This is a genomic window from Comamonas koreensis (assembly GCF_021026195.1).
GTDB classification, from domain to species: domain Bacteria; phylum Pseudomonadota; class Gammaproteobacteria; order Burkholderiales; family Burkholderiaceae_C; genus Comamonas; species Comamonas koreensis.
The window spans coordinates 48349-70489 of record NZ_JAJNCT010000021.1 but is presented as its reverse complement, the minus strand read 5'-3'; the positions used below and the strand labels follow the sequence as shown (position 1 = coordinate 70489).

21 protein-coding genes are annotated in these 22141 nt (G+C 64.1%); 15 read left to right on the top strand and 6 right to left on the bottom strand.

Features of this window, described 5'->3' with window-relative positions:
* Window position 1: 1 nt before the first annotated feature.
* The 6 genes from LPW39_RS16375 to chrA all read left to right on the top strand — a co-directional run bounded on the left by LPW39_RS16375 (window position 2) and on the right by chrA (window position 6741).
* Window positions 2–1384 carry an aspartate aminotransferase family protein gene (locus LPW39_RS16375; RefSeq protein WP_230777550.1) on the top strand — a complete coding sequence of 461 codons (1383 nt, stop codon included), beginning with the start codon at window positions 2–4 and terminating at the stop codon, window positions 1382–1384.
* Window positions 1385–1392: 8 nt separating this feature from the next.
* Window positions 1393–2445 (top strand): histone deacetylase family protein, encoded by a 1053-nt coding sequence (locus LPW39_RS16370; RefSeq protein WP_230778316.1) that lies wholly within the window; start codon window positions 1393–1395, stop codon window positions 2443–2445.
* Window positions 2438–3415, top strand: a complete 978-nt coding sequence (locus LPW39_RS16365) for a DMT family transporter (protein WP_230777548.1) — start codon at window positions 2438–2440, stop codon at window positions 3413–3415. Before LPW39_RS16370 ends, LPW39_RS16365 begins: the two co-directional genes overlap by 8 nt.
* Window positions 3405–4262: a GntR family transcriptional regulator gene (locus LPW39_RS16360; RefSeq protein ID WP_230777546.1), complete on the top strand. Its 858-nt coding sequence runs from the start codon at window positions 3405–3407 to the stop codon at window positions 4260–4262. Before LPW39_RS16365 ends, LPW39_RS16360 begins: the two co-directional genes overlap by 11 nt.
* On the top strand, window positions 4259–5290 hold the full coding sequence (locus LPW39_RS16355) for a histone deacetylase family protein (RefSeq protein ID WP_230777544.1): 1032 nt from the start codon (window positions 4259–4261) through the stop codon (window positions 5288–5290). Before LPW39_RS16360 ends, LPW39_RS16355 begins: the two co-directional genes overlap by 4 nt.
* Window positions 5291–5382: 92 nt before the next feature.
* Window positions 5383–6741 carry a chromate efflux transporter gene (gene chrA, locus LPW39_RS16350; protein WP_230777541.1) on the top strand — a complete coding sequence of 453 codons (1359 nt, stop codon included), beginning with the start codon at window positions 5383–5385 and terminating at the stop codon, window positions 6739–6741.
* Window positions 6742–6816: 75 nt separating this feature from the next.
* Here the strand turns inward: chrA and LPW39_RS16345 are convergent, their stop codons facing one another.
* A complete protein-coding gene (locus LPW39_RS16345) occupies window positions 6817–8160 on the bottom strand; it encodes an SGNH/GDSL hydrolase family protein (RefSeq protein WP_230777533.1) in 1344 nt (447 codons plus the stop codon).
* A 111-nt stretch (window positions 8161–8271) separates the two neighbouring features.
* On the opposite strand from LPW39_RS16345, the gene LPW39_RS16340 reads away from it, so the two are divergent.
* The 3 genes from LPW39_RS16340 to LPW39_RS16330 all read left to right on the top strand — a co-directional run bounded on the left by LPW39_RS16340 (window position 8272) and on the right by LPW39_RS16330 (window position 12331).
* A complete protein-coding gene (locus LPW39_RS16340; RefSeq protein WP_230777530.1) occupies window positions 8272–9183 on the top strand; it encodes a LysR family transcriptional regulator in 912 nt (303 codons plus the stop codon).
* 451 nt (window positions 9184–9634) lie between these two features.
* On the top strand, window positions 9635–10606 hold the full coding sequence (locus tag LPW39_RS16335) for a ferritin-like domain-containing protein (protein ID WP_230777522.1): 972 nt from the start codon (window positions 9635–9637) through the stop codon (window positions 10604–10606).
* Window positions 10607–10978: 372 nt separating this feature from the next.
* A complete protein-coding gene (locus LPW39_RS16330; RefSeq protein ID WP_269075864.1) occupies window positions 10979–12331 on the top strand; it encodes an Nramp family divalent metal transporter in 1353 nt (450 codons plus the stop codon).
* Between the two features lie 102 nt (window positions 12332–12433).
* Here the strand turns inward: LPW39_RS16330 and LPW39_RS16325 are convergent, their stop codons facing one another.
* Together LPW39_RS16325 and LPW39_RS16320 are read right to left on the bottom strand one after the other, a co-directional pair.
* Complete coding sequence (locus LPW39_RS16325) at window positions 12434–13486, bottom strand: fibronectin type III domain-containing protein (protein ID WP_230777504.1); 1053 nt, start codon at window positions 13484–13486, stop codon at window positions 12434–12436.
* Window positions 13487–13502: 16 nt separating this feature from the next.
* On the bottom strand, window positions 13503–14231 hold the full coding sequence (locus LPW39_RS16320) for a right-handed parallel beta-helix repeat-containing protein (RefSeq protein ID WP_230777501.1): 729 nt from the start codon (window positions 14229–14231) through the stop codon (window positions 13503–13505).
* A gap of 290 nt (window positions 14232–14521) precedes the next feature.
* On the opposite strand from LPW39_RS16320, the gene LPW39_RS16315 reads away from it, so the two are divergent.
* The 3 genes from LPW39_RS16315 (at window position 14522) to LPW39_RS16305 (ending at window position 15926) form a co-directional block, all read left to right on the top strand.
* Window positions 14522–14818 (top strand): cupin domain-containing protein, encoded by a 297-nt coding sequence (locus LPW39_RS16315; RefSeq protein ID WP_230777498.1) that lies wholly within the window; start codon window positions 14522–14524, stop codon window positions 14816–14818.
* Window positions 14819–14922: 104 nt separating this feature from the next.
* Window positions 14923–15330, top strand: a complete 408-nt coding sequence (locus LPW39_RS16310) for a GFA family protein (protein ID WP_230777495.1) — start codon at window positions 14923–14925, stop codon at window positions 15328–15330.
* Between the two features lie 143 nt (window positions 15331–15473).
* The gene (locus tag LPW39_RS16305) at window positions 15474–15926 is read left to right on the top strand and encodes a GNAT family N-acetyltransferase (protein WP_230777492.1); all 453 of its coding nucleotides are present in this window, start codon (window positions 15474–15476) and stop codon (window positions 15924–15926) included.
* Window positions 15927–16114: 188 nt separating this feature from the next.
* Here the strand turns inward: LPW39_RS16305 and LPW39_RS16300 are convergent, their stop codons facing one another.
* Entirely contained in the window at window positions 16115–17320 is a 1206-nt protein-coding gene (locus LPW39_RS16300; RefSeq protein ID WP_230777490.1) for a serine hydrolase domain-containing protein, read from the bottom strand.
* 145 nt (window positions 17321–17465) lie between these two features.
* On the opposite strand from LPW39_RS16300, the gene LPW39_RS16295 reads away from it, so the two are divergent.
* Entirely contained in the window at window positions 17466–18380 is a 915-nt protein-coding gene (locus LPW39_RS16295; RefSeq protein WP_230777488.1) for a LysR family transcriptional regulator, read from the top strand.
* Between the two features lie 52 nt (window positions 18381–18432).
* Here LPW39_RS16295 and LPW39_RS16290 read toward each other — a convergent pair whose 3' ends face one another.
* Window positions 18433–19374 (bottom strand): LysR family transcriptional regulator, encoded by a 942-nt coding sequence (locus LPW39_RS16290; RefSeq protein WP_230777486.1) that lies wholly within the window; start codon window positions 19372–19374, stop codon window positions 18433–18435.
* A gap of 197 nt (window positions 19375–19571) precedes the next feature.
* Here LPW39_RS16290 and LPW39_RS16285 point away from each other — a divergent pair, with 197 nt between their 5' ends.
* Window positions 19572–20438, top strand: coding sequence for a DMT family transporter (locus LPW39_RS16285; protein ID WP_230777476.1), 867 nt, complete (start codon window positions 19572–19574; stop codon window positions 20436–20438).
* A gap of 220 nt (window positions 20439–20658) precedes the next feature.
* Window positions 20659–21162: a hypothetical protein gene (locus tag LPW39_RS16280; RefSeq protein ID WP_230777474.1), complete on the top strand. Its 504-nt coding sequence runs from the start codon at window positions 20659–20661 to the stop codon at window positions 21160–21162.
* 10 nt (window positions 21163–21172) lie between these two features.
* On the opposite strand, the gene LPW39_RS16275 is transcribed toward LPW39_RS16280, so the two are convergent.
* The gene (locus LPW39_RS16275) at window positions 21173–22132 is read right to left on the bottom strand and encodes a DMT family transporter (protein ID WP_269075863.1); all 960 of its coding nucleotides are present in this window, start codon (window positions 22130–22132) and stop codon (window positions 21173–21175) included.
* Window positions 22133–22141 lie beyond the last annotated feature (9 nt).

The following is a 22141-nucleotide window of genomic DNA, read 5'->3' as shown; positions in this document are numbered from 1 at the left end:
CATGAACGCAGCAGACAACACCCCCAAACGCAGCGCGCTGGACGCCCAGGACATTGGCGCCCACCTGCACCCCTACACCAACCTGGCCGCCCATGAGGATGTGGGCCCGCTGATGATCACGCGGGGCGATGGCATCCATGTGATCGACGAACAAGGCCGCAAGTACATCGAGGGCATGTCCGCGCTGTGGTGCAGCTCGCTGGGCTTCAGCCACCCGCGCCTGGTGCAGGCCGGCATCGATGCGCTCAAGACGCTGCCCTACTACCACACCTTCAACCACCGCTCCAACCCAGCGATTGCCCAGCTGGCGGACCGGCTGATCCAGCTGGCCCCGGCACCGATGGCCAAGGTCTTCTTTGCCAACTCGGGCTCGGAAGCCAATGACACGGCCATCAAGATCATCTGGTACTACCACAACGCCATTGGCAAACCCGCCAAGAAAAAGATCCTGTCGCGCCAGCGCGGCTACCACGGCGTGACGGTGGCGGCCGCCAGCCTGACCGGCCTGCCCGCCAACCACCAGGATTTTGACCTGCCGATTGCGCGCATCGGCCATGTGGAGTGCCCGCACCACTACCGCTATGCCAACCCGGGCGAGAGCGAGGCCGACTTTGCGACCCGCCTGGCCGATGCGCTGGAGCAGCGCATTCTGCAAGAGGGCCCGGACACTGTGGCCGCCTTCATTGCCGAGCCGGTGATGGGCGCTGGCGGCGTCATTGTGCCGCCCGAGACCTATTTTGAAAAGATCCAGGCCGTGCTGCGCAAGTACGAGGTGTTGATGGTGGCCGACGAGGTCATCTGCGGCTTTGGCCGCACCGGCCAGATGTTCGGCTCGCAGACCTTTGGCATCCAGCCGGACATCCTCACCTGCGCCAAGGCGCTGTCTTCGGGCTATGTGCCGATCTCGGCCGTCATGGTATCGCCCACCGTCTACGAGGCCATGGCCGCCAACAGCGGCAAGATCGGCACCTTTGGCCATGGCTATACCTATTCCGGCCACCCGGTGGCGGCGGCCGTGGCGCTGGAGACGCTCAAGGTCTACGAGGACGAGCAGATCCTGGCCCATGTCCACCGGCTCAGCCCCATCTTCCAAGGCCGCCTGCGCGGCTACCTGGAGCGCGCCCATGTGGGCGAGGCGCGGGGCGTGGGCATGATAGGCGCCATCGAGCTGGTAGCCGACAAGGCCACGCGCCAGCCTTTTGACCCGGCGCTGAAGCTGGGCTACCGCCTGGCCCAGTACGCACAGGAAGAAGGCCTGATCGTGCGCGCCATGGGCGACGCGGTGGCACTGTGCCCGCCGCTGATCATCACCGAAGCCGAGATGGCCGAGATGTTTGCGCGCCTGGACCGCGCGCTGGACAAGCTGCAGGCCACCCTGCCATGAGCGCCGCCATGCAAGCGTTCTACAGCCCTGACCAAGCGCTGCACCACCCCAGCCAGTTCATGCGCCTGGGCAAGCTGGTGCCCGCGCCCGATCTGCCCAGCCGCGCCGAAACCCTGGCCGATGCCTTGCAGCAAGCGGGCCTGGCCGTCAGCGCCCCGCCCGACCTGGGCCGCGCGCCGCTGGAGGCCGTGCACGCCCCGCACTACCTAGACTACCTGCAAAGCGCCTGGCCGCGCTGGCAAGCGATGCTGGCCAGCGGCGCCAATGCCGGCCCCGAGGTGATGGCCAACCTCTCACCCTACGCTGGCGTGCCTGCCGGCCAGCGCCGCCCGCGCTGCCCATCGCCGGCGCTGATACCGCAAACCGGTTACTACCTGGGCGATCTGTCCTGCCCGCTGGGGCCGGACAGCTGGCAGTCCATCCTGCGCTCGGCCCACAGTGCCGTGGCCGCTGCCGATGCGGTGATTGCCGGCGATCGCATGGCCTATGCGCTGTGCCGCCCCTCGGGCCACCATGCGCACTGGGACCGGGCCAGCGGCTTTTGCTATGTCAACAACAACGCCTGCGCCACCGCGCGCCTGGCCGGGCATTTTGGGCGGGTGGCCGTGCTCGATGTCGATGCCCACCATGGCGATGGCACGCAGAGCATCTTCTACGCCCAGGACGATGTCATGACGGTCTCTACCCATGCAGAGACCAGCAGCTACTTTCCGTTCTACACCGGCTACGCCCATGAGCGCGGCGCCGGCGCGGGCGAAGGCTACAACCTGAACCTGCCGCTGGCCCATGGCAGCGGCAATGCGGAGTTTCTGGCTGCGGTGGACGCCGGCCTGGAGGCTGTGCGTGCCTTTGGCCCGCAGGCCGTGGTGCTGGCCCTGGGCTTTGACACCTTCAAGGACGACCCGATCAGCGTGCTGAAGGTGGACTTCGACGCCTACCGCGCCGTGGGCCAAAAGCTGCGTGCGCTCGGCCTGCCCCTGGTGGTGGTGCAGGAAGGCGGCTACCTGGTCGAAGCCATCGGACCGGGCCTGCAGGCTTTTTTGGAGGGCCTCCATGGCTGACCAGGCCGCGCAGCCCAGCCGCCAGATCGGCAGCCCGGCACCGTTGCCCGCACAGCGCGAGGCCGATGCCGCGCGCCGGCTGCGCCAGGGGCTGGGCCTTTTTCTGGCAGCGCTGCTGTGTTTTGCGTGCTACGACGCCTTTGCCAAGCACATGCTGACCCGCTACCCGGCCACGGTGATGAACCTCTCGCGCTACACGGCCGTCGGCATGCTGGCCTTGTGGGTGATGCACCGGCATGGCGACTGGTCGGCGCTGCGCTGGGAGCGCCTGCGCAGCGGCAAATTACTGCTGCTGCGCAGCCTGATGCTGGCGATTGTGGCCACCTGCTTCATGACGGCACTGGCGACCATGCCGCTGGCCGAGGCCACCGCCATCTACTTCACCGCCCCGCTCATCATGGTGGCGCTCTCGCCCTGGCTGCTGGGCGAGCGGGTCGGCCGCGTGCAATGGGTGGCGCTGCTGCTGGGCTTTGCCGGCATGCTGCTCATCGTGCGCCCGGGCAATGCCCTGCCACTGGCCGGCACCGTGCTGATGGCCGTCTCGGCGGTCTGCTATGCGCTGTTCCAGGTGCTCACGCGCAAGCTCTCGGGGGTGGTGCCGACGGCGGTGCAGTTTGCCTATATGGCGCTGTTTTGCCTGGTCATCACCAACCTCCCGGCCCTCTTCCACCCGATCACCGCATGGCCCAATGCGCCGCAGCTGGCCTTGCTGCTGGCCGGAGGCTTTGTCAGCGGTGGCGCGCAGTTGCTGCTGCTCCAGGCCTTCCAGCGCGCCTCGGCCTCGACCCTGGCGCCGATGAATTATGTACAACTGTTGCTGGCGGTGCTGATCAGCACGTTCTGGTTCCAACGACCGCCAGACAGCCTGGCCCTTTATGGCATGCTGATGATCAGCGCTGCCGGCGTCTACCTTGCATGGCCCCGGCGGCAAAAGCACACCGCTCACCAGGCACCCCGACATGACATCTGAGACCCTTCGCAAAAACATCGCCCTGCAGGGCGAGGAGAGAGACAACCCCGGCTTTTCATCGATCCGCGTGCCCGATCTGGTGGAGCTGGTGGAGCGCCAGCTGCTGCAGGCCATTTTTGAAGGCCGGCTGCCACCGGGCTCGCGCATCGTCGAGGCCGAGCTGTCGCGCCAGATGGGCGTGAGCCGCGCGCCGCTGCGCGAAGCGGCCCGGCGGCTGGAGAGCCAGGGCGTCATCGTCTCCACCCCGCGCAAAGGTTTTACCGTGCGCACCTTCAGCCCCAAGGAGATCCAGGATCTGTTCCAGGTGCGCCTGGGGCTGGAAGTGATGGCCGCACGCCTGGCCTGCGAGGTGGCCACCGATGCGCAGCTGGCATCGCTCAAAGCCTATGCCGATGACATGCTGGAGCGCGCGCCGACCCTGAGCAATATCGAGCGGGTGACGATGGACCTGGGCATGCACACCGCCATCTCGCGCCTGTCGGGCAATGAATACCTGCAGCGCATCTTTGCCAATATGCAGGCCGAGATCCGCATCTGCCAGGGCTTTATCGAGCGCCAGTACCGCGATCCGGTGTTTATTGCGCAGTCGCACTTCCCGGTGGTCGATGCCATCTTGCAGCGTGATGCCGATGCCGCAGAAAAAGCACTGCGCGTGCACCTGGTGGACGCCCAGAACAAGGCCCATGCCCAGGTGCTGCACGACGACCAGGCGCCGGACGCTGGCACCGGAGCCGCGCCCACATCCGCAACGATATCCGCACCGGTATCCGCCACCAAGGCCAAGCCCAAGGCCGGTGCCACTGCATCTCCCGTTTCTTCCTCCCGACGAAAACCGCCAAGACCATGAAATTCATCTACAGCCACGAGCACCGCAGTCACGACCCGCAGCAATTCATGGTGCGCGGCCAACTCAAGCGCAGCAACGAGCAACCCGAACGCGCCGAGATCCTGCTGCGCTCCGCGCAAAAGGCCGGCCACCAGCCGATGCTGGTCGAAGACTTTGGCCCCGGCCCGCGCGCAGCCGTCCACACCCCCGAGTACCTGCACTTTCTGCAAACCGCCTGGCAACGCTGGCAGGCGCTGCCCGATGCCTCGCTCGAAGTGCTGCCCAATGTCTTCCCCTTCCCAGGCCAGCCCTTTACCTACCCCGACCACCTGGTCGGCCAGGCCGGCTACCACATGGGTGACTGCGCCTGCAGCATTGGCGAACACACCTGGCACGCGGCGATCAACTCCGCCCACTGCGCCACCCATGCCGCCGAGCTGGTGCTGCAAGGCGAACAAGCCGCCTACGCGCTGTGCCGCCCACCCGGCCACCACGCCTATGTGGACCGCGCCAACGGTTTTTGCTACCTGAACAACGCCGCCATTGCCGCCCAGCACCTGCGCAGCAAACATGCCCGCGTCGCCGTGCTCGACATCGATGTACACCACGGCAACGGCACCCAGGGCATCTTTTGGCGCCGCAGCGATGTGCTGACCGTATCGATCCATGCCGATCCGCATTTCTGCACCCCCTTTTTCACCGGCCATGCGCATGAGCGCGGCGAAGGCGAAGGCCTGGGCTACAACCTGAACCTGCCCCAGCCCAAGGGCACCACCACCGACCAGTACCTGCGCGCGCTGGAAACCGCCCTCACCACCATCCGCCAGTACGCGCCCGGCTCCTTGGTGCTGGCGCTGGGCCTGGACGCCCACGAACACGACCCCTACCAGGCGCTCGCCATCGACACCCCCGGCTTCGCCCGCATCACCGAAAAAATCGCGCAGCTGGGGCTGCCCACGGTGATCGTGCAGGAAGGCGGGTATCTGAGTGAGGATTTGGGCTTGAACCTGGAGAGTGCGCTGCGCGGGTTCGAAACGGGAGCAGGCTAGGCTAGAATTCTGCGACCGGGATAGCAGCCTCCCGGCCCGCAAGGGTAGACGGTGTCCCGTCCAAGTGCTGGGTATCCTCTATGGAGTTTTTTATGGACACCGGTTTGCCCAGATCAACGGACCCCGTTGCACCTACGTCTCTGTCACTGTCTGAAGCTTTACGCTTTTGGCTGAAGCTGGGGTTCATCAGCTTTGGCGGCCCTGCCGGTCAAATCGCCCTCATGCATGAGGAGCTGGTTGACCGCCGCCGGTGGATCTCCGAAAAGCGCTTTCTGCACGCCCTCAACTATTGCATGCTGCTGCCCGGGCCGGAGGCGCAGCAGCTGGCCACCTATTTGGGCTGGTTGCTGCACCGGACCTGGGGCGGTGTGTTGGCTGGCGTTCTTTTTGTTCTGCCGTCCCTCTTTCTCATCATTGCGCTGGCGTGGCTGTACATGGCCCATGGTGACATGCCTGTCATTGCAGGTTTCTTCTATGGCATAAAGCCGGCTGTCACGGCGCTGGTGGCACAGGCCGCCTATCGCGTGGGGTCCCGGTCGCTCAAGAACCGCTGGCATTGGGGCATTGCGGCCGCTGCGTTCATGGCCATCTTTGCGCTGAATGTTCCGTTTCCGCTCATTGTGGTGGTGGCTGCTGCGGTCGGTTACCTCGGCGGCAAGCTGCAGCCAGACGCCTTTGGTGGCGCCAGCCACGGCCAAGGCACCGCAGTGCGGCAGGGGGAACATGCACTGATAGACGACGACACCCCCACGCCGCCGCATGCCCGGTTTTCCTGGCGGAGATTCTGGTCCGTGGCGCTGGTATGCCTGGCACTGTGGGCCGGCGCCATGGCCCTGCTTGCGGCGCTGTTTGGGCTGGATTCCGTGTTGGTGCAAATGGGCTGGTTCTTCACCAAGGCAGCGCTGATGACCTTTGGAGGCGCCTATGCGGTGCTGCCTTACGTCTACCAAGGGGCCGTGGAGAACTTCCAGTGGTTGACAGCGCCCCAAATGATGGACGGGTTGGCTTTGGGTGAGACCACCCCTGGCCCGCTCATCATGGTGGTGTCCTTCGTGGCTTTTGTCGGGGGTTGGACCAAGGCCGTCTTCGGCGCGGATTCGCTGCTGCTGGCGGGCGTGGTGTCGGCCGTGGTGGTCACGTTCTTCACCTTTCTGCCTTCGTTCCTTTTCATATTGATGGGCGGCCCGTTCATCGAGTCCACCCACGGCAACCTGAAGTTCACCGCGCCATTGGTGGGCATCACTGCAGCCGTTGTCGGTGTCATCGTGAATCTGGCTGTCTTCTTTGCCTACCATGTGCTGTGGCCCCAGGGCTTCGCGGGAAGCCTGGATGGGGCATCGATGGCCATCGGGCTGGCAGCGGCCATTGCCTTGCTCCGCTACCGGGTCAATGTGGTGTATGTGATTGTGGCTGCGGGCTTTACCGGCCTGTTGGTGCGGCTGTTGCTCTGACTGCCCGCAGCGCATGCAGGGCCAGGCGCAGCAGCAGAAGTGCGAGCCGCAACGGACAACACCGCATAGCGATGGCTAGCGCGCCTGCGGCAACGCACCATCGGCGTTTGACTCCAGGCCCGGTAGCAGGGCATCGAGCGCAACGGCATCGGCCATGGCTCTATGGCCTGCATCGCCGGGGTGCAAATGGTCTCCCGAGTCGAATCGCGCGGCGATGCGTGCCGGATTGGCTGGATCGCGCAACGCCGCGTCAAAATCGATGACGGCGTCGAAGGCTCCGCTGTGGCGGATCCAGTCGTTCACCTGCGCACGCAGCGCGTCCTTGCCGGGTTGGTAGTAATCGGCAAGCGGTGTGCCGGGCAATGCGCCCTCGAATGGCGTCAGGGTGGCACCGAGAACGCGGATGCCCCGGCTGTGCGCTTGTGCTATCAATTGGCGGTAGCCCGCGGTCAGGGATGCCAGGGTGGGCGGCTCTGCATGCTTTGCAAATGCGGTACCGGGCCAGGCTATGTCGTTGATACCCAGCAGCACGATGACGCTTCGCACCCCCGGTTGCGCCAGCACATCACGCTCCAGCCGCGCCAGCGCATTGGCGCCCATGCCATCGGACAACAACCTTGCCCCTGAGATACCAGCATTGACCACTGCCACGCCATGCGGCGCCAGCCTGGCAGCCAGAAAGTCCGGCCAGCGGCTGTCCTTGTCCAGGCTGGCTGTGGCGCCATCGGTGATGGAATCACCCAGCACCGCCACAGCATGCGAGGCCGGCCCGGCCTCCACCGCTATCCCCGTCAGCAACGGCCGGGCCGTGGTGCTTTGCCTGTCGGGATCGGTGATCTGCAGGCTGACCGCCTGGGTTTGATCGCCAGACACGATCCAGCCCGTCTGGCGGCCATCCCAGTGGAACGTGCTGATCGGCGTGGGCTGGGGCAGGTACAGGCTCACCACCACCTGAGACAGCGCCGGCACCGGGAGCGCCACCGGATCGCTGACCCAGGAGGCCCCCGGCGGTATCGTCACGCCCTCCTGGCCACCAAAACTGACGGCCCGCAGGCTGCCCTCGGTGACCGCGCCAGCGGCGCCGGTCTCCCGAAAACGGGCTACCGTCGCCTTGCCCACGAAGAGCGGTTGCTTGCCGTAGGTGTTGGACAGCACGATGCGCAAGCGCTCGCCACCCAGGCTGATGCGCGCCACCTGGCGCACGGTTTGCGCATGCAACGCGGCCGGAAGATGGGTCGGAAACAGAAAATCCGTGCCCCACACGGGCTGCGGGCTGGCCTGCCAGGTGGCCACCCAGCGGTTGCCGGGAGCAGCATCCGCTGCCCGTGCAGGCACGAGGGGCACGGCGCCCAGCGCGAGGGTCAACGCCAGCATCGCGGCGGCTTCTGCGCTTGCGAGCGGCACAGTCAGTCTTGTCATATGAGTGAATTCAAAGTCCTTGGAAGAACGGATGATGAATTCAAAGACCAGATTAGCATAGACTGGCCGCAAGAACATCATTTGTGAATTGATCTCATCAAGGAGGCCCGCATGGCGCGTCTGGAAGTCAATCGCTCCGGCGAACTGGAGGTATTTGTGCGCGTGATCGAATCGGGGGGCTTCTCCGCCGCTGCGCGCGCCTTTGGCATGACGCCTTCTGCAGTCAGCAAGTTGGTAGCGCGCCTGGAACAGCGGCTGGGCACCAGGCTGGTGAACCGGTCGACCCGGCAGCTCCAGCTCACGCCCGAAGGCTGCGTTTTCTACGAGCGCGGGGTGCGTATCCTGGCCGATCTGGAAGAGGCAGAGCATTGCGCCAGTACGCACACTGCGCCGCGCGGCCGGCTGCGCGTCAATGCCAACGTCCCCTTCGGCCACCATTTTCTGCTGCCGCTCGCGCCGGCCTTTCTGGCATCCCATCCCGACGTGACCTTGGATATCGTATTGACCGATGCGGTGATCGACATCCTGGAGCAGCGTACCGATGTGGCCGTGCGTGCCGGGCCGATGAAGGATTCCAACCTGGTGGCGCGAAAGTTGGGCGGCACACGCATGCTGATTGTGGGGGCGCCCAGCTATCTGGCCCGCCATAGCATGCCCACCACGCCGCAGGAACTGGAACACCACAACCGCCTGGGCGCAAACTACGCCCGGGCGCAACCGGGCTGGCCGCTGCGGCACGCTGGTGAAGATGCCGTCCTTCCCATCAATGGCAATGCGCAGGCCAGTGACGGCGAAGCCTTGCGGCAGCTGGCGCTGGCGGGGCTGGGTTTGGCGCGTCTGGCCGCTTTCCAGGTACGCGAGGACGTGGCTGCAGGCCGCCTGCTACCGGTTCTTGAAGACTGCAATCCGGGCGATATCGAAGAGGTACACGCCGTCTATGTCGGCCAAGGCGGCTATCTGCCGCTGCGCGTGCGCGCTTTTCTTGATTTTCTGGTCCAGACGGTCGATCTCGGCAAGCATTGAGGCGGACAAAGGTACAAAGACGGGTTGGGGACTCCTAACAGCTGTCAACGCTCGGCTCTTTGGGTACCCCGTCCAGAACTGCAACAGTGTGCACTTGTCGTTCAGCCCGGCATTGGTCAGTTCCAGCACAGGCAGGCGCAGCCCATGGCTCAGTGATGCCGCCCAGGCCATCGTCTGTGTCACAGCCTTCTAGACCCAGCAATCCAAAAAATTGTTCATCCCCCGCTCCTCCCGCCGATCTGGAAAGAAGCGGCGAATTGTAAAGACTTCAACATTTTTGAATCCACCTTGCGACCTGCTGCGTACACCGCAAGTAGCAAGAGTCGACATCCTCCGTTTCCACTGACAAGGATGGGGTGCTGAGCTGCTTCTTGCTGCACCGTGTGCCCTCCGCGTGAAGGCGCATTCCTGTGTAGGTAGGCGCTTCATGCGCAACTCGAAAGGAAATCACATGTCTGACGAATCAGTGTTGATAGGTGTATTGCAACAGCGGGCCAGAAAATTGGAAGACCGGCGTCAATTCTTCCGCAAGACCGGGGGCGTGGCAGCGGGTATGGCAGGCGGTGCCATCCTGACGGCTTGCGGGGGTGGGGGCGGTGATGCCAATGCGCAGAACAACGGCCCGACCGATGTCGAGATTCTGAACTTTGCGCTGAACCTGGAATATCTGGAGTCGCAGTTCTACCACTACGCGGTGTTTGGCACCGGGCTGCCCGCCAATATGCAGTCGGGCACAGGCACGCAGGGCGGTATCACCGGCGGGCGGGCCGTGGCGTTCAAGGATCCGCTGGTCGCGCAGTACGCCAAGGAGATTGCCCAGGATGAGGTGGCCCATGTAGCCTTTTTGCGCAAGGCGCTGGGCTCTGCAGCGGTCGCGCAGCCACAGATCGATATCGGCGGCACGGACCCGAACGGGGCCTTCTCGGTGGCGGCACGCGCAGCCGGTCTGGTAGGTGCGGGCGTAGCCTTCGATCCCTATGCCAGTGACGAGAACTTCCTGCTCGGCGCGTTTATCTTCGAGGACGTGGGTGTGACGGCCTACAAGGGCGCATCGCCGCTGATCACCAACAAGACCTACCTGGAAGCTGCAGCAGGCATTCTGTCTGCCGAGGCCTACCACGCTGGTCTGGTGCGCACGGTGCTCTATGCCAAGGGCCTCGCCACGCCTGCGCTGCGCTCGGCAGCTGGCGCCATCTCGGATGCGCGGGACAGCCTGGACGGCTCCTCCGATGTCGACCAGGGCATTACCGGGGACGACAGCACGTCCAACATCGTGCCGCTGGATGCCGACGGCATTGCCTACAGCCGCTCACCCGGCGACGTGCTCAACATCGTCTACCTGACCAAGGACTCTGCCACCAAGGGCGGCTTCTTTCCGGCAGGTGTCAATGGTGCGCTGGTCATGAGCACGGCCTACGCTTGACGCGTTAGTTCAACCTGCCCCGTTCCGGGGCAGGAATGCCGCAAGACGGATCTGAGACCGGTGTTTCTCTGCCTAGGAGTTGCGATGAAGTCCATATTGTCTCCATCCTCGCAAGCAACGGCCCCCAGCAAGACGCGGCGGCTGAAACCCGCCACGTTGCTGCGCCGTTGTGTAGGGAGCTTGATCGTCCTGGCAGGGCTTGCCATTGTCACCTCGGATGTGCTGGCACTGTTAAACGGCGGCGCCATCACTGCGGGGCCAGCTGCAACACCCCCCTCCGCTGCGCTGCAGCTGGCACCAACCTCCAGATAAAGAGTGACCATGCCGCCACCTGCCTTCACCACCTGCAGCCCCCTCCACAACGAAGGGGGCATGCCAAAGCCAGAGGCCTCAGGCAAAGCGGATCCAGACAGCGTGAAGTCAGGCATCCCCAGCCTGCCCCAGGTTCACCGCAGCATTGCGGTGCCGGGCGGCACCAGCCGCTCGGCCAACGCAAGGCGCATGCTGGCATTTGCCGGGCCAGGTTATCTGGTGGCGGTCGGGTACATGGACCCCGGCAACTGGGCCACCTCGATTGCAGGCGGATCTCAGTTTGGTTATTCGTTGCTGGCGGTGATTTTTGCGTCCAACCTGATGGCGATGCTGTTCCAGGCAGCTGCAGTGCGGCTGGGTCTGGCCAGCGGGCGCGACCTGGCCCAGGCCTGCCGCGAACAGTTTCCGCCGCGCATCAACCTGATGCTCTGGTTCTTTTGCGAGATTGCCATTGTGGCCTGCAACCTGGCCGAGGTGCTGGGCATGGCCATCGGCCTGAACCTGCTGTTTGGCCTGCCACTGATCGTGGGCGTATGCATCACGGTGGTCGATGTGATGCTGATTCTTGCGCTGCAAAGTAGAGGGTTTCGCGCGCTGGAGGCAGTCGTCATCGCGCTGGTGGCCTTGATCGGCATTTGCTTCGGCGCCCAGCTGCTGTGGCTGCATCCACCGTTGGCCACCATGCTGTCCGGGTTCATTCCGCGCTCGGAGATCGTGGCCAACCCGGAGATGCTCTACCTGGCCGTCGGCATCGTTGGCGCGACGGTCATGCCGCACAACCTGTATCTGCATTCGGCCATCGTGCAGACGCGTGAACACAGTCGGACCCTGGAGGGCACACGCCAGGCGATCCGCTTCGCTACGATCGACTCCACCGTGGCGCTGGGTTTGGCGCTGTTCGTCAATGCAGCGATCCTGGTCGTGGCAGCGGGTGCCTTTAACCGCCCGGGAACACCCCCCGTCACCGAGCTCTCGGATGCCTACCATTTGCTGTCGCCTATCCTGGGAGTCGGCATCGCCAGCGCAGTGTTTGGCACCGCCCTGCTCGCCTCGGGCCTCAGCGCTTCGGTAACGGGCACCTTGGCGGGCCAGATCGTGATGGAAGGCTTTCTGCAAATTCGTCTGTCGCCCGCGATGCGGGCGCTGCTGACCCGGCTTATCGCCATCGTGCCAGCCGTCATCGCCACCGCCTGGTACGGCAACGAGGGCGCCAGCGCCCTGCTGGTGTTCAGCCAGGTAGTCCTCAGCATGCAGCTGCCCTTTGCGATCGTGCCGCTGCTGATGTTCACGACCCGCCGCAATGCACTGGGCGCGCTGACCTTTGGCCGGCCCATGTCGATGCTGTTGTGGAGCGGTGCAGTCCTGGTGGTGTCGCTGAACCTGTGGATGCTGCAACGGCTTTTAACGCTGTGAGGCAGCTCCGTTGGCGCCCCTTGCAGAATGGCGCCCTGATGCGGAACGCGCCCATGGACAGTTCATCGTCACCCGGTTGGGCAAGCGGTATGCAAAGACTTGTCAGCGCCGCAGAACCCGCACGGCCCTGCGCCGGGCACCCAAGCCCACGCCGCCGAGCACCAGAAACGACGCCAGCAGCGTGCTGAGCAGGCTCCAGGCGGGTATGGGGGCCGCTGCTGCCGCAGGCGAACCGGGCACCGTGACCGGTGGGCTGCCTGGCCCGCTGCCCACGCTGGTCTGCGCTGCCACCGTGCAGGTGTAAGCCACGCCTGGCACCAAGCCCGACACTGCGATGGGTGACTGCGTGCCGGTGGCCGTGATGGTGTCACCTCCGCCCGCTGGCACGCACTGCGCTTGGTAGCCCGTGACGGTCTCGGTGGGGGTGGATGCGACGGGAGGGAAAGTCAGCGTGACGGTATTGCCTTGCCTGTCTGCGCCAACACTCGCCGGGGGCGTGACATCGGAGGAGATGACACTGACCGCGTCTACCCCGAAGAACAGGCTCTGGCGATTGTCCACCTCGGCAAGCCGCAGACGAATCGTGCGCCCTGCATAGGCGGTCACATCCCGCTGAATGCTCTGGTAACCGCCAGAGGTTGCGCCGCCAGACCATTGAAAGACATTGGCCAGGACACCTGCTCCCACATCGTTCCAGGGCGCAGCCGGGTCCATGATGTCGATACGTGCCTGCTGGTTGGGCACCGTCAGAAAGTCGAGGGTCGCGGGTGCTGCCGAAGGAGCAGCGGCATTTTGCAGATAGACCTGCACGCTCAGCGTTGCGCTCTTGCCTGACGGAATGGCGATGTCCTGGTACAGCGCATGCGCGCCAGGGCCGGGCTGATCGGACATCGCCGCAAACACCCCTTGGGGCGGCGCGGCGACGGCGACAGGCGTCAGCGCACTTTGGCTGCCCTGCTGGGCATAGAAGCCGCCCTGCGATCCTAGCTGTGACATCGCCTGCCAGCCGCTAAAGCCCATGGAACCTGCGCCGGCGTTTTGCTCAAAGCCGCCATTGACCACCAGCTCTGCAGCGTGCGCAGCAGGGGTGAGGATGCCGGCCAGCAAGACCAGCGCCGTGCCGCTGCCAAGCCGGTAGTGTCGAGGACATGCCATGACGATCCCCTGCTGCTCAGCGCTCGTACAGCGTTGCGGTGGGCGTGCTGGGGCTGGTATTGCCCTCCAGACGATTATTGTTATAGGTCGTCACATTGCCTGCGCTGATGCTGAACGCGGTGGCGTTGCCAAACAACGAGGAGTCGGAGAGATAGAGTTTGCTGTTGGCATCGCTCAATGAAATGCCTGCGGTGCTGTTGTTCACGATGTCAGCGCGTTGCACCAGCAACTGCGCATTGGCGCCGCTCTGCACTTCAACGCCCGTCTGAAAGCCTTGAATCTGGGTGTGCTCAATGACCACCTTGGACGCGCGGCGGACCTGAACCCCGGACTGGCCCGAGCCCGCGCCTTCGACATTCAGATTTCTCAGAACCACAGTGCCATTGGCGTGGACTGCCGGGTCGATATTGATGATGATGGCGTTCGTTCCAGCGGCCAGCACGCCTGCGGTGCCAGAAGCGGCTCCATCCAGGGAGATAGGTTTGGTAATGGTGACTGCACCAAACCCACCGGGATCGAGGCTGTTGATCAGACCCCCGGTGGCAGTTTTGGAGATGGCTCCGGCAAAAGTCTTGCAGGGCGCCGTTCTGCTGCAGGGATTGGCGTCGTCCCCGACCCCGGACACCCAGGTTCGCGTGGCCTGGGCAAAGGCGGAAGGCGCCGCCATGGCGCCTGCAAGGGCCACCAGCGATGCCGCCAGCAGCGGAACCCCGCGAGAATGGATCCGGCTCAGATGGATGCGCATGGCTGCCTCGTTCGCAAATGTGGATTAGTTATCGAAATGTAGCTCTACCCCTTTGTTTCCACCCTCGTGTTTACCCTGGATCGTGCCAGTGAGGCGCTTTACCACGCCGGCACCGGACAACTGCTGACCCGCCTAAAAGTGATGCAGGTGATAGGCACATCATCAAAATAATTGCACGCACGAAACCGATGCGCCCTTCGGGTAAAGTTAGTTCTTTCAGCGCATCTGCGGTGCTTGCGACGCGCACGGATGGTGGCTGCTGATTGATCGAGACTGAAAAGTAGACAAGCATGTCCTTATTTGACCTCCATGCCATCGCCGATGGTCTGCCCGCTGCGTGGCGTTCCACCGTGTTGGGCAAAGTGGGCGCGTCCAACATCAAGTTGCTGCGCATGGACCAGATGCCCTATGGCGAAGAGGTGCACGACTACGACGAGGCGTTGCTGGTCGTCAGTGGCCAGATGATGCTGGAAGTGGCCGGCCAGGCCCTGTGTGTGGAAGCGGGTCAGATGTACATGGCCGAGGCTGGCGTTCCTCATGCTGTTCTATCCGGCAGCCAGGGCATTCTGGTGATTGTGGACCTCTGACCTGCCGAACCTGGGGTGATGGGCTCGACTGCAAAGCCTGGGCCATCCCTAGCCCTGACCGACATATCAACGCCACTGCGACGGCGTTACTAAAAAGGATGCGCATGAAAGTAGCAGGCCGATGCCTATGCGGCGCCATTGAATTTGAGGCAGAGGTGCAACCCGGCAGCATGACGATCTGCCATTGCCTCGATTGCCAAACGCACTCGGGCTCTGCCTTCAGAGCCAATATTTCTGCCCCGGCGGCCGGTTTCAAACTGACCAAGGGCGTGCCGCGCACCTTCGTCAAGACAACGGCCAGCGGAACCAAGCGCAATCTGGCGTTCTGCGAGACCTGTGGCAGCCCACTGTATGCCTGTGCCGTGGAGAATCCGCAGGCCTACTCTTTGCGCACCGGCGTCCTCCAGCAACGCGATGCGCTGGGAACCCCACAGCGGGAGATCTGGACGAAACGGCGTCGGCCCTGGGTGGCCCTTGCAGGGGTGAGCGAGACACACGACGGTCAACCCTGATGTCATGGATTTTTGGCAGCCTGGCAATGGGGAGCCTGTGTGCCGGCCAGATCAGCGGCTTTTGCGGCAGACAGCCTGCACGAGGGCCGGTTGAAGGTCAGTCCCTGCGAAACCCCGCGTCTGTTGATCCGTCCTGAGCACCTATGAATTTCACCATTCGTCAAGCAACCGCGTTCGATGCAGAAGCGGCCAGCCACCTTGTCATCGGCTTGGCGCATTACTTCCTCGCTGATCCGGCTTCTGCGCAGGCCGCTCCTTTCATGGCGGGACTGAGCCCCTCGGCCCACGCCGAGCGGCCCAGATCCTCGCAATTCAAGCATTACGTTGCAGAGGACGCAGCCGGATTGTGTGGCGTTGTGGCGCTGCGCGATGGCTCGCATGTCTACCATCTGTTTGTGAGGGTGGATGCCCAAGGCCGGGGTATCGCTCGCGCACTTTGGCTGCATGCCAAGCAACGGTCAAGCCAATCCACGTTCACTGTCAACGCATCCCTTCATGCAGTCCCGGTCTATGAACGCCTGGGCTTTGTTGCGGTGGCTGGCCCAAAGCGGCTCCATGGTGTGGCCTTTGTGCCGATGGTTTATGCCCATGAGTGAGGACTTGGCCTTGGACAAGAATGCGATGTCTTCGGCCTCTGGCAAGCACTTGGCGTTGTATATCTGTATGCGATAAAGCCAGTGGTGCAGCAGTATGCGCGTGACGTTCCTGAGATGGACTGCGCCGCAAAGCTGGTACATCGCTGAAAAGAAGATCCCTACCTCATGCGCTACGAAGTCTTAGGCGGTCACCGCGGGATGCACTGATAGACGGCATCCCGCAACTCCGTCACAAACCGCCCGGACATCCCCTCGTACAAGGTATTCGTCAGCGCCACCACCGTGAGCCCTCGGGGCCGGTCTACCCACCAGGCATGGCCATAGGCGCCGCCCCAGCGCCAGGTGCCGGGCGACTCCGGTGACTGCGCCAGCGCGGGATCGCGCAGCACCGAGAAGCCCAAACCAAACCCCAGGCCCGGGCCAGCGGCCAGTTCCAGCCCCTGGGTTTGGTCACGGGCCATCTCGGCGATCAGGTGCTCGGGCAGCCAGCCGCCCTGGTCGCTGCGCAGCGCTTCCAGCAGGCGCAGCAGATCATCGGCCGTGCCGACCATGCCGGCGCCGCCAGAGGGAAAGGCGCTTGCATCCAAGGCGCGAGACGGGCTGTAGACGATGCCCACCGTGCCTTCGAACGGGGCCACCACCTCGCCCTCGCGAAGGCGATGGGGCACCGGGCCACCGTTGACATAGGGCGTGCCCAGGCGCGCCGCATCCCGGCAGACAAAGCCGGCATCGGCCATGCCCAAGGGGCGCGTCACCAGTGCTTCCACTGCCTGCGGCAAGCGGGTGTTGCATACCGCCTCGACCAGCGCACCGAGCACATCCACCGCCAAAGAGTAACCCCAGCCGGTGCTTGGCTCGTACAGCAGCGGCACCTTGGCGATGCGGCGCAGGTTCTCCTGGAGATCGATGCCGCTGGCATCCATGCCGTCGGATACCCCCGCTTGGGCATAGGGCCCCTGCCCGTCCGCCTCAAAAAAGCGGTAGCCCAAACCGGCGGTGTGGCTCAGCAACTGGCGCAGGCTGATGCGCGCCTGGCGCCCATCGGGCAAGCGGGGGCAAAAGCTCGGCAGCCAGGTGGTGATCGGCTCGTCCAAGCTCAGGCGCCCCTCCGCTACCAGCCGCATCACCGCAGCGCTGACGACGGGCTTGCTGACGGAGGCCCAGCGAAACACGGTGTTCTCGGCCATTGCCATGCGGGCCTCACGGTCGGCCCAGCCTGCGGCCATGCGGCACAGTGGCTGGCCGTGCTGGTAAACAAGCACCACCGCACCCACCAGGCGCTGCTCAGCCAGGGCCGCATTCAATGCCTGGGCCACCGGCGCCCACGGCGCTGCCCTGCCAGAAGCACCCTGCCGCACTTCGCCGCTGTACATGTCTGAAACTGATAAATCCATTGCATCGCCGCCTTGGTTGGAACACAGACATCAGCTTAGGCAGCCGGCGACGCAAGAAAAACTAGGATAGAGTTCCGCACTTTCAGGACTGCAATGTCCGCAATCAACGGCAGCAAGCTGGGCCCAGAAACGCAGGTGACAAGCTATGGATAGCCTCAACGCATTTACGGTGTTTGTGCAGGTCGCAGAGACCCGCAGCTTTACGGCGGCGGGCCGGCTGCTGGGCATTTCTTCATCAGCGGTGGGCAAAAGCGTGGCGCGGCTGGAAGAGAAGCTGGGCGTGCGCCTTTTCCACCGCAGTACCCGCAGCATCACCCCAACCGCCGAAGGCCTGCTGCTGCTGGAGCGCAGCAGGCGCATCCTGGCAGAGATCGAGGCGGCACAGACGGAGCTGTCACAAGCCTCGTCGGCACCCCGGGGGCGGCTGCGGGTGAGCCTGCCCTTGGTCAGTACCCTGGTGCTGCCAGTGTTGGCCGATTTCATGCGCGACTACCCGGACATCCAGCTGGACCTGGATTTTTCCGACCGCCTGGTGGACGTGGTGGAAGAAGGCTTTGATGCCGTGGTGCGCACCGGCGAGCCTGCCGATTCGCGCCTGGTGGCCCGCAAGCTCGGCCATTTCAAGATGCTGCTGGTAGCGTCGCCGGAATACCTGGCCGCGCACGGCACACCCCGGAGGGTGCAAGACCTGTCCTCCCACCGCTGCATGCATTTCCGCTGGCCCCATAGCGGCAAGCTAGAGGCCTGGCCACTTCCGCCAGCGGATGAGGGTGAGCCCGTCAACCTGCCGGTGTCCATGGTCTGCAACAACATCGAAACCCGCGCCTGCTTTGCCCTCCAGGGGCGCGGCATCGCCTGCCTGCCGGACTTTGCCATCGGCGATGCGCTGGCCGATGGCAGGCTGGTGCAGGTCATGCCGGGGGTGGCTGAGCGCACAGGAGTGTTCCACATCCTGTGGCCTGCAGGGCGGCATGCATCGCCCAAGGTCAGGGCGCTGGTGGACTATCTTTGTGCGCGGATGTTTGCTTCTGCGGAGGCCTCGCCCGTCGGCGCCGGCTAATGGCGCAGTTGATCACCCCACCCCCTGGCCTGTCCGTGTCTAGGACTCGCGCTTAGGCGGATGCCGAAGCAGACTGGCTCTGCAAATAGTCCAGCATCGCGCGCAATTTAAGCGGTATGTGCGGCCCCGGGGCGTGCAGGGCGTAGGCCATACGCGGAGCGTAGCTGCCCGCCAGCTGCCAGCGGGGAAGCACTTGCACCAAACGGCCATCCGCCAGATGGCTACGCGCCAGAAAATCGGCCATCAGCGCGATGCCTGAGGCAGCGCCACGCTGCAGCGCATTGAGCAAGCCTTGGCTGCTGGCAATGGTGATGGGGGTGTTCAGCCGCAGCTTGGTAACGGCGGCAGTAGGTGCATCGACTGGCACCAGTTCCACCAGGTTTTGGAAGGGGCCGTAGCCCAGGCTCATGCACGGGTGTGCCAGCAAATCCTGGGGCTGGGTGATCGGGGGCCTGGACTGCAAATAGGCGGGGCTCGCCACCAAGACATAGCCCACGGGCTGGAGCGGCCTGGCCACCATGGCAGGTGGCAGCGCATCGGCAGCGGTGATGCGGATGGCCAGATCCAGGCCTTCGGCAGTCAGATCGGCCATGGCGTCGCTCATGCTCAGCTGTACCTGTACCTCGGGGAAGCGCGCACAAAAACCCGGCAGCAGCGGCGCCAGCCACCAATCGCCAAACACCAAGGGCGCGTTGATGCGCAAGATGCCCTGCGGCTGCTGGCGGTGGGCCGTCGCACGCGATACCGCCTGCTCGGCGCTTTGCAGCATCAGCACGCAATCGGCATGCACGGCGGCGCCCACCTCCGTCAATGACAAGGACCGCGTCGTGCGGTGCAGCAGCTTGACGCCGAGCTCGGACTCCAGCCTGCCTACGCTGCGGCTGACAGCACCCGTGGTCAGGCGCAAGTGCCGCGCGGCGCCCGCAAAGCTGTGCTGGGCGACGACCTGGGCAAAGACCTGCATATCGGCAAGGGGGAGCGTATCGGTGCGCATAAGGGTTTTATTGTTGTTCCAGCTTCAATAATAAATTGAATGAAAGCCGTATTGTTTAATTTTTACAGAGGAACGACCATCGCTGGCATCACACCACGCCGGATAGCACCATGAACCCCTCAAGCACAGCAGCCCTGCAGCGAGCAGCAGCGGCCACACCCCTGAACTCCACACGCCCATCAGGAGGCACTTGGCGCATGCTTGCCGCCATGGTGCTCTCCGGCACGATTGGCCTGGTCGTCATCGAGAGCGGTTTGCCCGTCGAGAGCGTGGTGCTGCTGCGATGCCTGCTGGGCGCCCTGGGTCTGGGTCTGTGGCTATGGTGGCAGCGCGCCTGGGTGCCGCCGGGCCGGAGGGCCTGGACCGCCATGCTGATCGGCGGCCTGGCCTTGGTGGCCAACTGGGTCATGCTGTTCCATGCCTATGCCTATGTGGGCATTGCCATCGCCACTGTGGTCTACCATGTGCAGCCTTTCATGCTGGTGCTGGCTGCCGCACTGGGCGGAGAGGCCATCGGCTGGCGCAAGCTGGTGTGGATGCTGCCAGCGCTGGCTGGTGTGGTACTGAGCAGTGGGCTCGGCAACGATTCAGCCGCCAGCGTCGGCTTGCAGGGCAGCGCGCCGGTCTGGGGCATCGTGCTGGCGCTGCTGGCGGCTGCGCTGTACACCGTCACCGTGATCAGCACCCGGCGCGTACAAGGCATCGCGCCTGCGCAAATTGCCATGGTGCAGATGCTGGTCGGCGGCGCTGCGCTGGCCTTGTGGTCCACACCCATGCTGCTGCAGATGTGGGGGACCGGCGCCCCACTGCCATCGACCAAGACAGTCTTCTGCGTTCTCATCCTGGGCCTGGTGCACACCGCGCTCATGTATGGGCTGATGTATGGGGCCTTTCAGCGCCTGGCTGCGACTGCGGTAGCCATGCTGAGCTTTGTCTACCCTGCTGTCGCGTTAGCCGTGGATTTGCTGTGGTTTGGCGCCCATCCCAGCGTACTGCAGTGGTCTGGCATGGGCTTGATCGTCGCAGCGGTGCTCGGCTACCGCTTGCAGGATATGCGGAGTTAGGTCGTTCCCTGGCGCCGCTGATGCGCCCGGTGCTGCCAAGCTGATTTGTGATGCGCTTGAGAACGCAGATACCTGAATCTAAGCAGCTTCATTCACAGCCCCGGTGTGACACTGCTGGCCAGCATCACCGGGGTCTGGCTATGCGCCACTCTTACGGCTACAACGGTAGCAGCGGAGGTGAGGCCCACTAAACGCCATAAAAAGGACTTGAGGAAATACCGTGGCGGACAAGCAAGTGTTCAAAACAGACTGGTGGAGACCTCAAAATGAGGTCGATGCATTTCGATCCAACCGTCCTCCACCGCATCTGATGCATGCCAGGCCAGGCCGCCATAACGAAGCTAGAGCTACAGAAATGATCTTCAACATTGACCTGAAAGCGATCCTGATCGCCTTTGCCTTGAGCTATGGCGCCATTACCCTGGTACTGCAAAAGATCACGTTTGCGCTGCTAACCGCCTTATTGCCCGACACCCCCTTCTACGGATTCGCGCCGGTTTTTCTGGTCGTGTTGTTCCTGCTGTTTCCGCCCGTACTCTCCGGTTATGTCGTGGCCAAGCTAGCGCGCAATCGGCCGCAGCTCCATGTTCTGCTGAGCGGTTTGCTGGGTGCAGCGCTTTATGCGATCTTCAGCAAGTCAAACGCGCTCATCTGGTCACTGATACCTTTGGTCTTGACCTGGCTCGGCTTCGCCGTCTTCGTGTGGCTGAACAAGCGACACTAGGCCCTGACGATCAGGCTGTTTTGCCAGATGCCCGGCGCTCCGCATACCAGATAGCCGCTCCCATCACCAGCACCCCCACCATCTGCAGCGTGCCCAGCCGGTGCCCAAAGTACTGCCAGTCCACCAGGATGGCGATCGCAGGGTAGACAAACTGCAGCACCGCAATGCGCCCCGTGGGCAGCCTGGCCATACCGGTGTAGATAAGGGCATAGGCGGTAGCGGTATGCACCAGGCCCAGGGCCGCCAGCCAGCCCCAGGCGGCGCCCCAGGCCGGCCAGCCTTCCATGGCAGGCGCCATCCACAGCACGGCGCTGCCGACCGCGCATTGCCACCAGGCCAGCACGCCGGCGGGCATGGCGCGCAGGCGCCTTGCAATGACGGTGACGGCGGCAGTTAAAAACGCGCCCAGCAAACACATGCCCACACCCAGCCAATACTGCGCTTGCGTGCCCTGCTGCGATGCGGCTTGCTCCAAGATGCCCGTGGCCAGCACCAAGCCCAGCATGGCCACTGCCACGGCGCCCACCCTTTTGCGGCCTGGCTGCTCGCCCAGGCACAGGGCGCCCAGCACCAGCACCCACATGGGCTGCATATGGAACAGCACCACGGCCACCCCGGCAGAGATGCGCTCCATGGCTGCGAAGAACAGCACCCAGCCCAGGACCATCAGGACACTGGCCAGCAACACCCAGACTGCTGTGCTGCGATCCAACCGAAGAAAGCGCAGTTGCCCGCGCCACAGCAGCCAGGCCGTCAGCCCCAGCAGCCCGAAGGCGCAGCGGAACCAGGTCGCCGTCAAGGCTCCGGCCTGCGCCATGTGCACAAAAATGCCAATGCTGCCCAGCAGCGCACTGCCCAGCACAAAGGGCAGCACGCCGCCGAGGGCGTCGCCCGGGGTACGGGATGCAGCTTGTGTGGTTTGGTCAATGCTTGCAGCGGCCATCTGCGCTGGGTCTGGGTATCGGCTCATGGCTGCCAG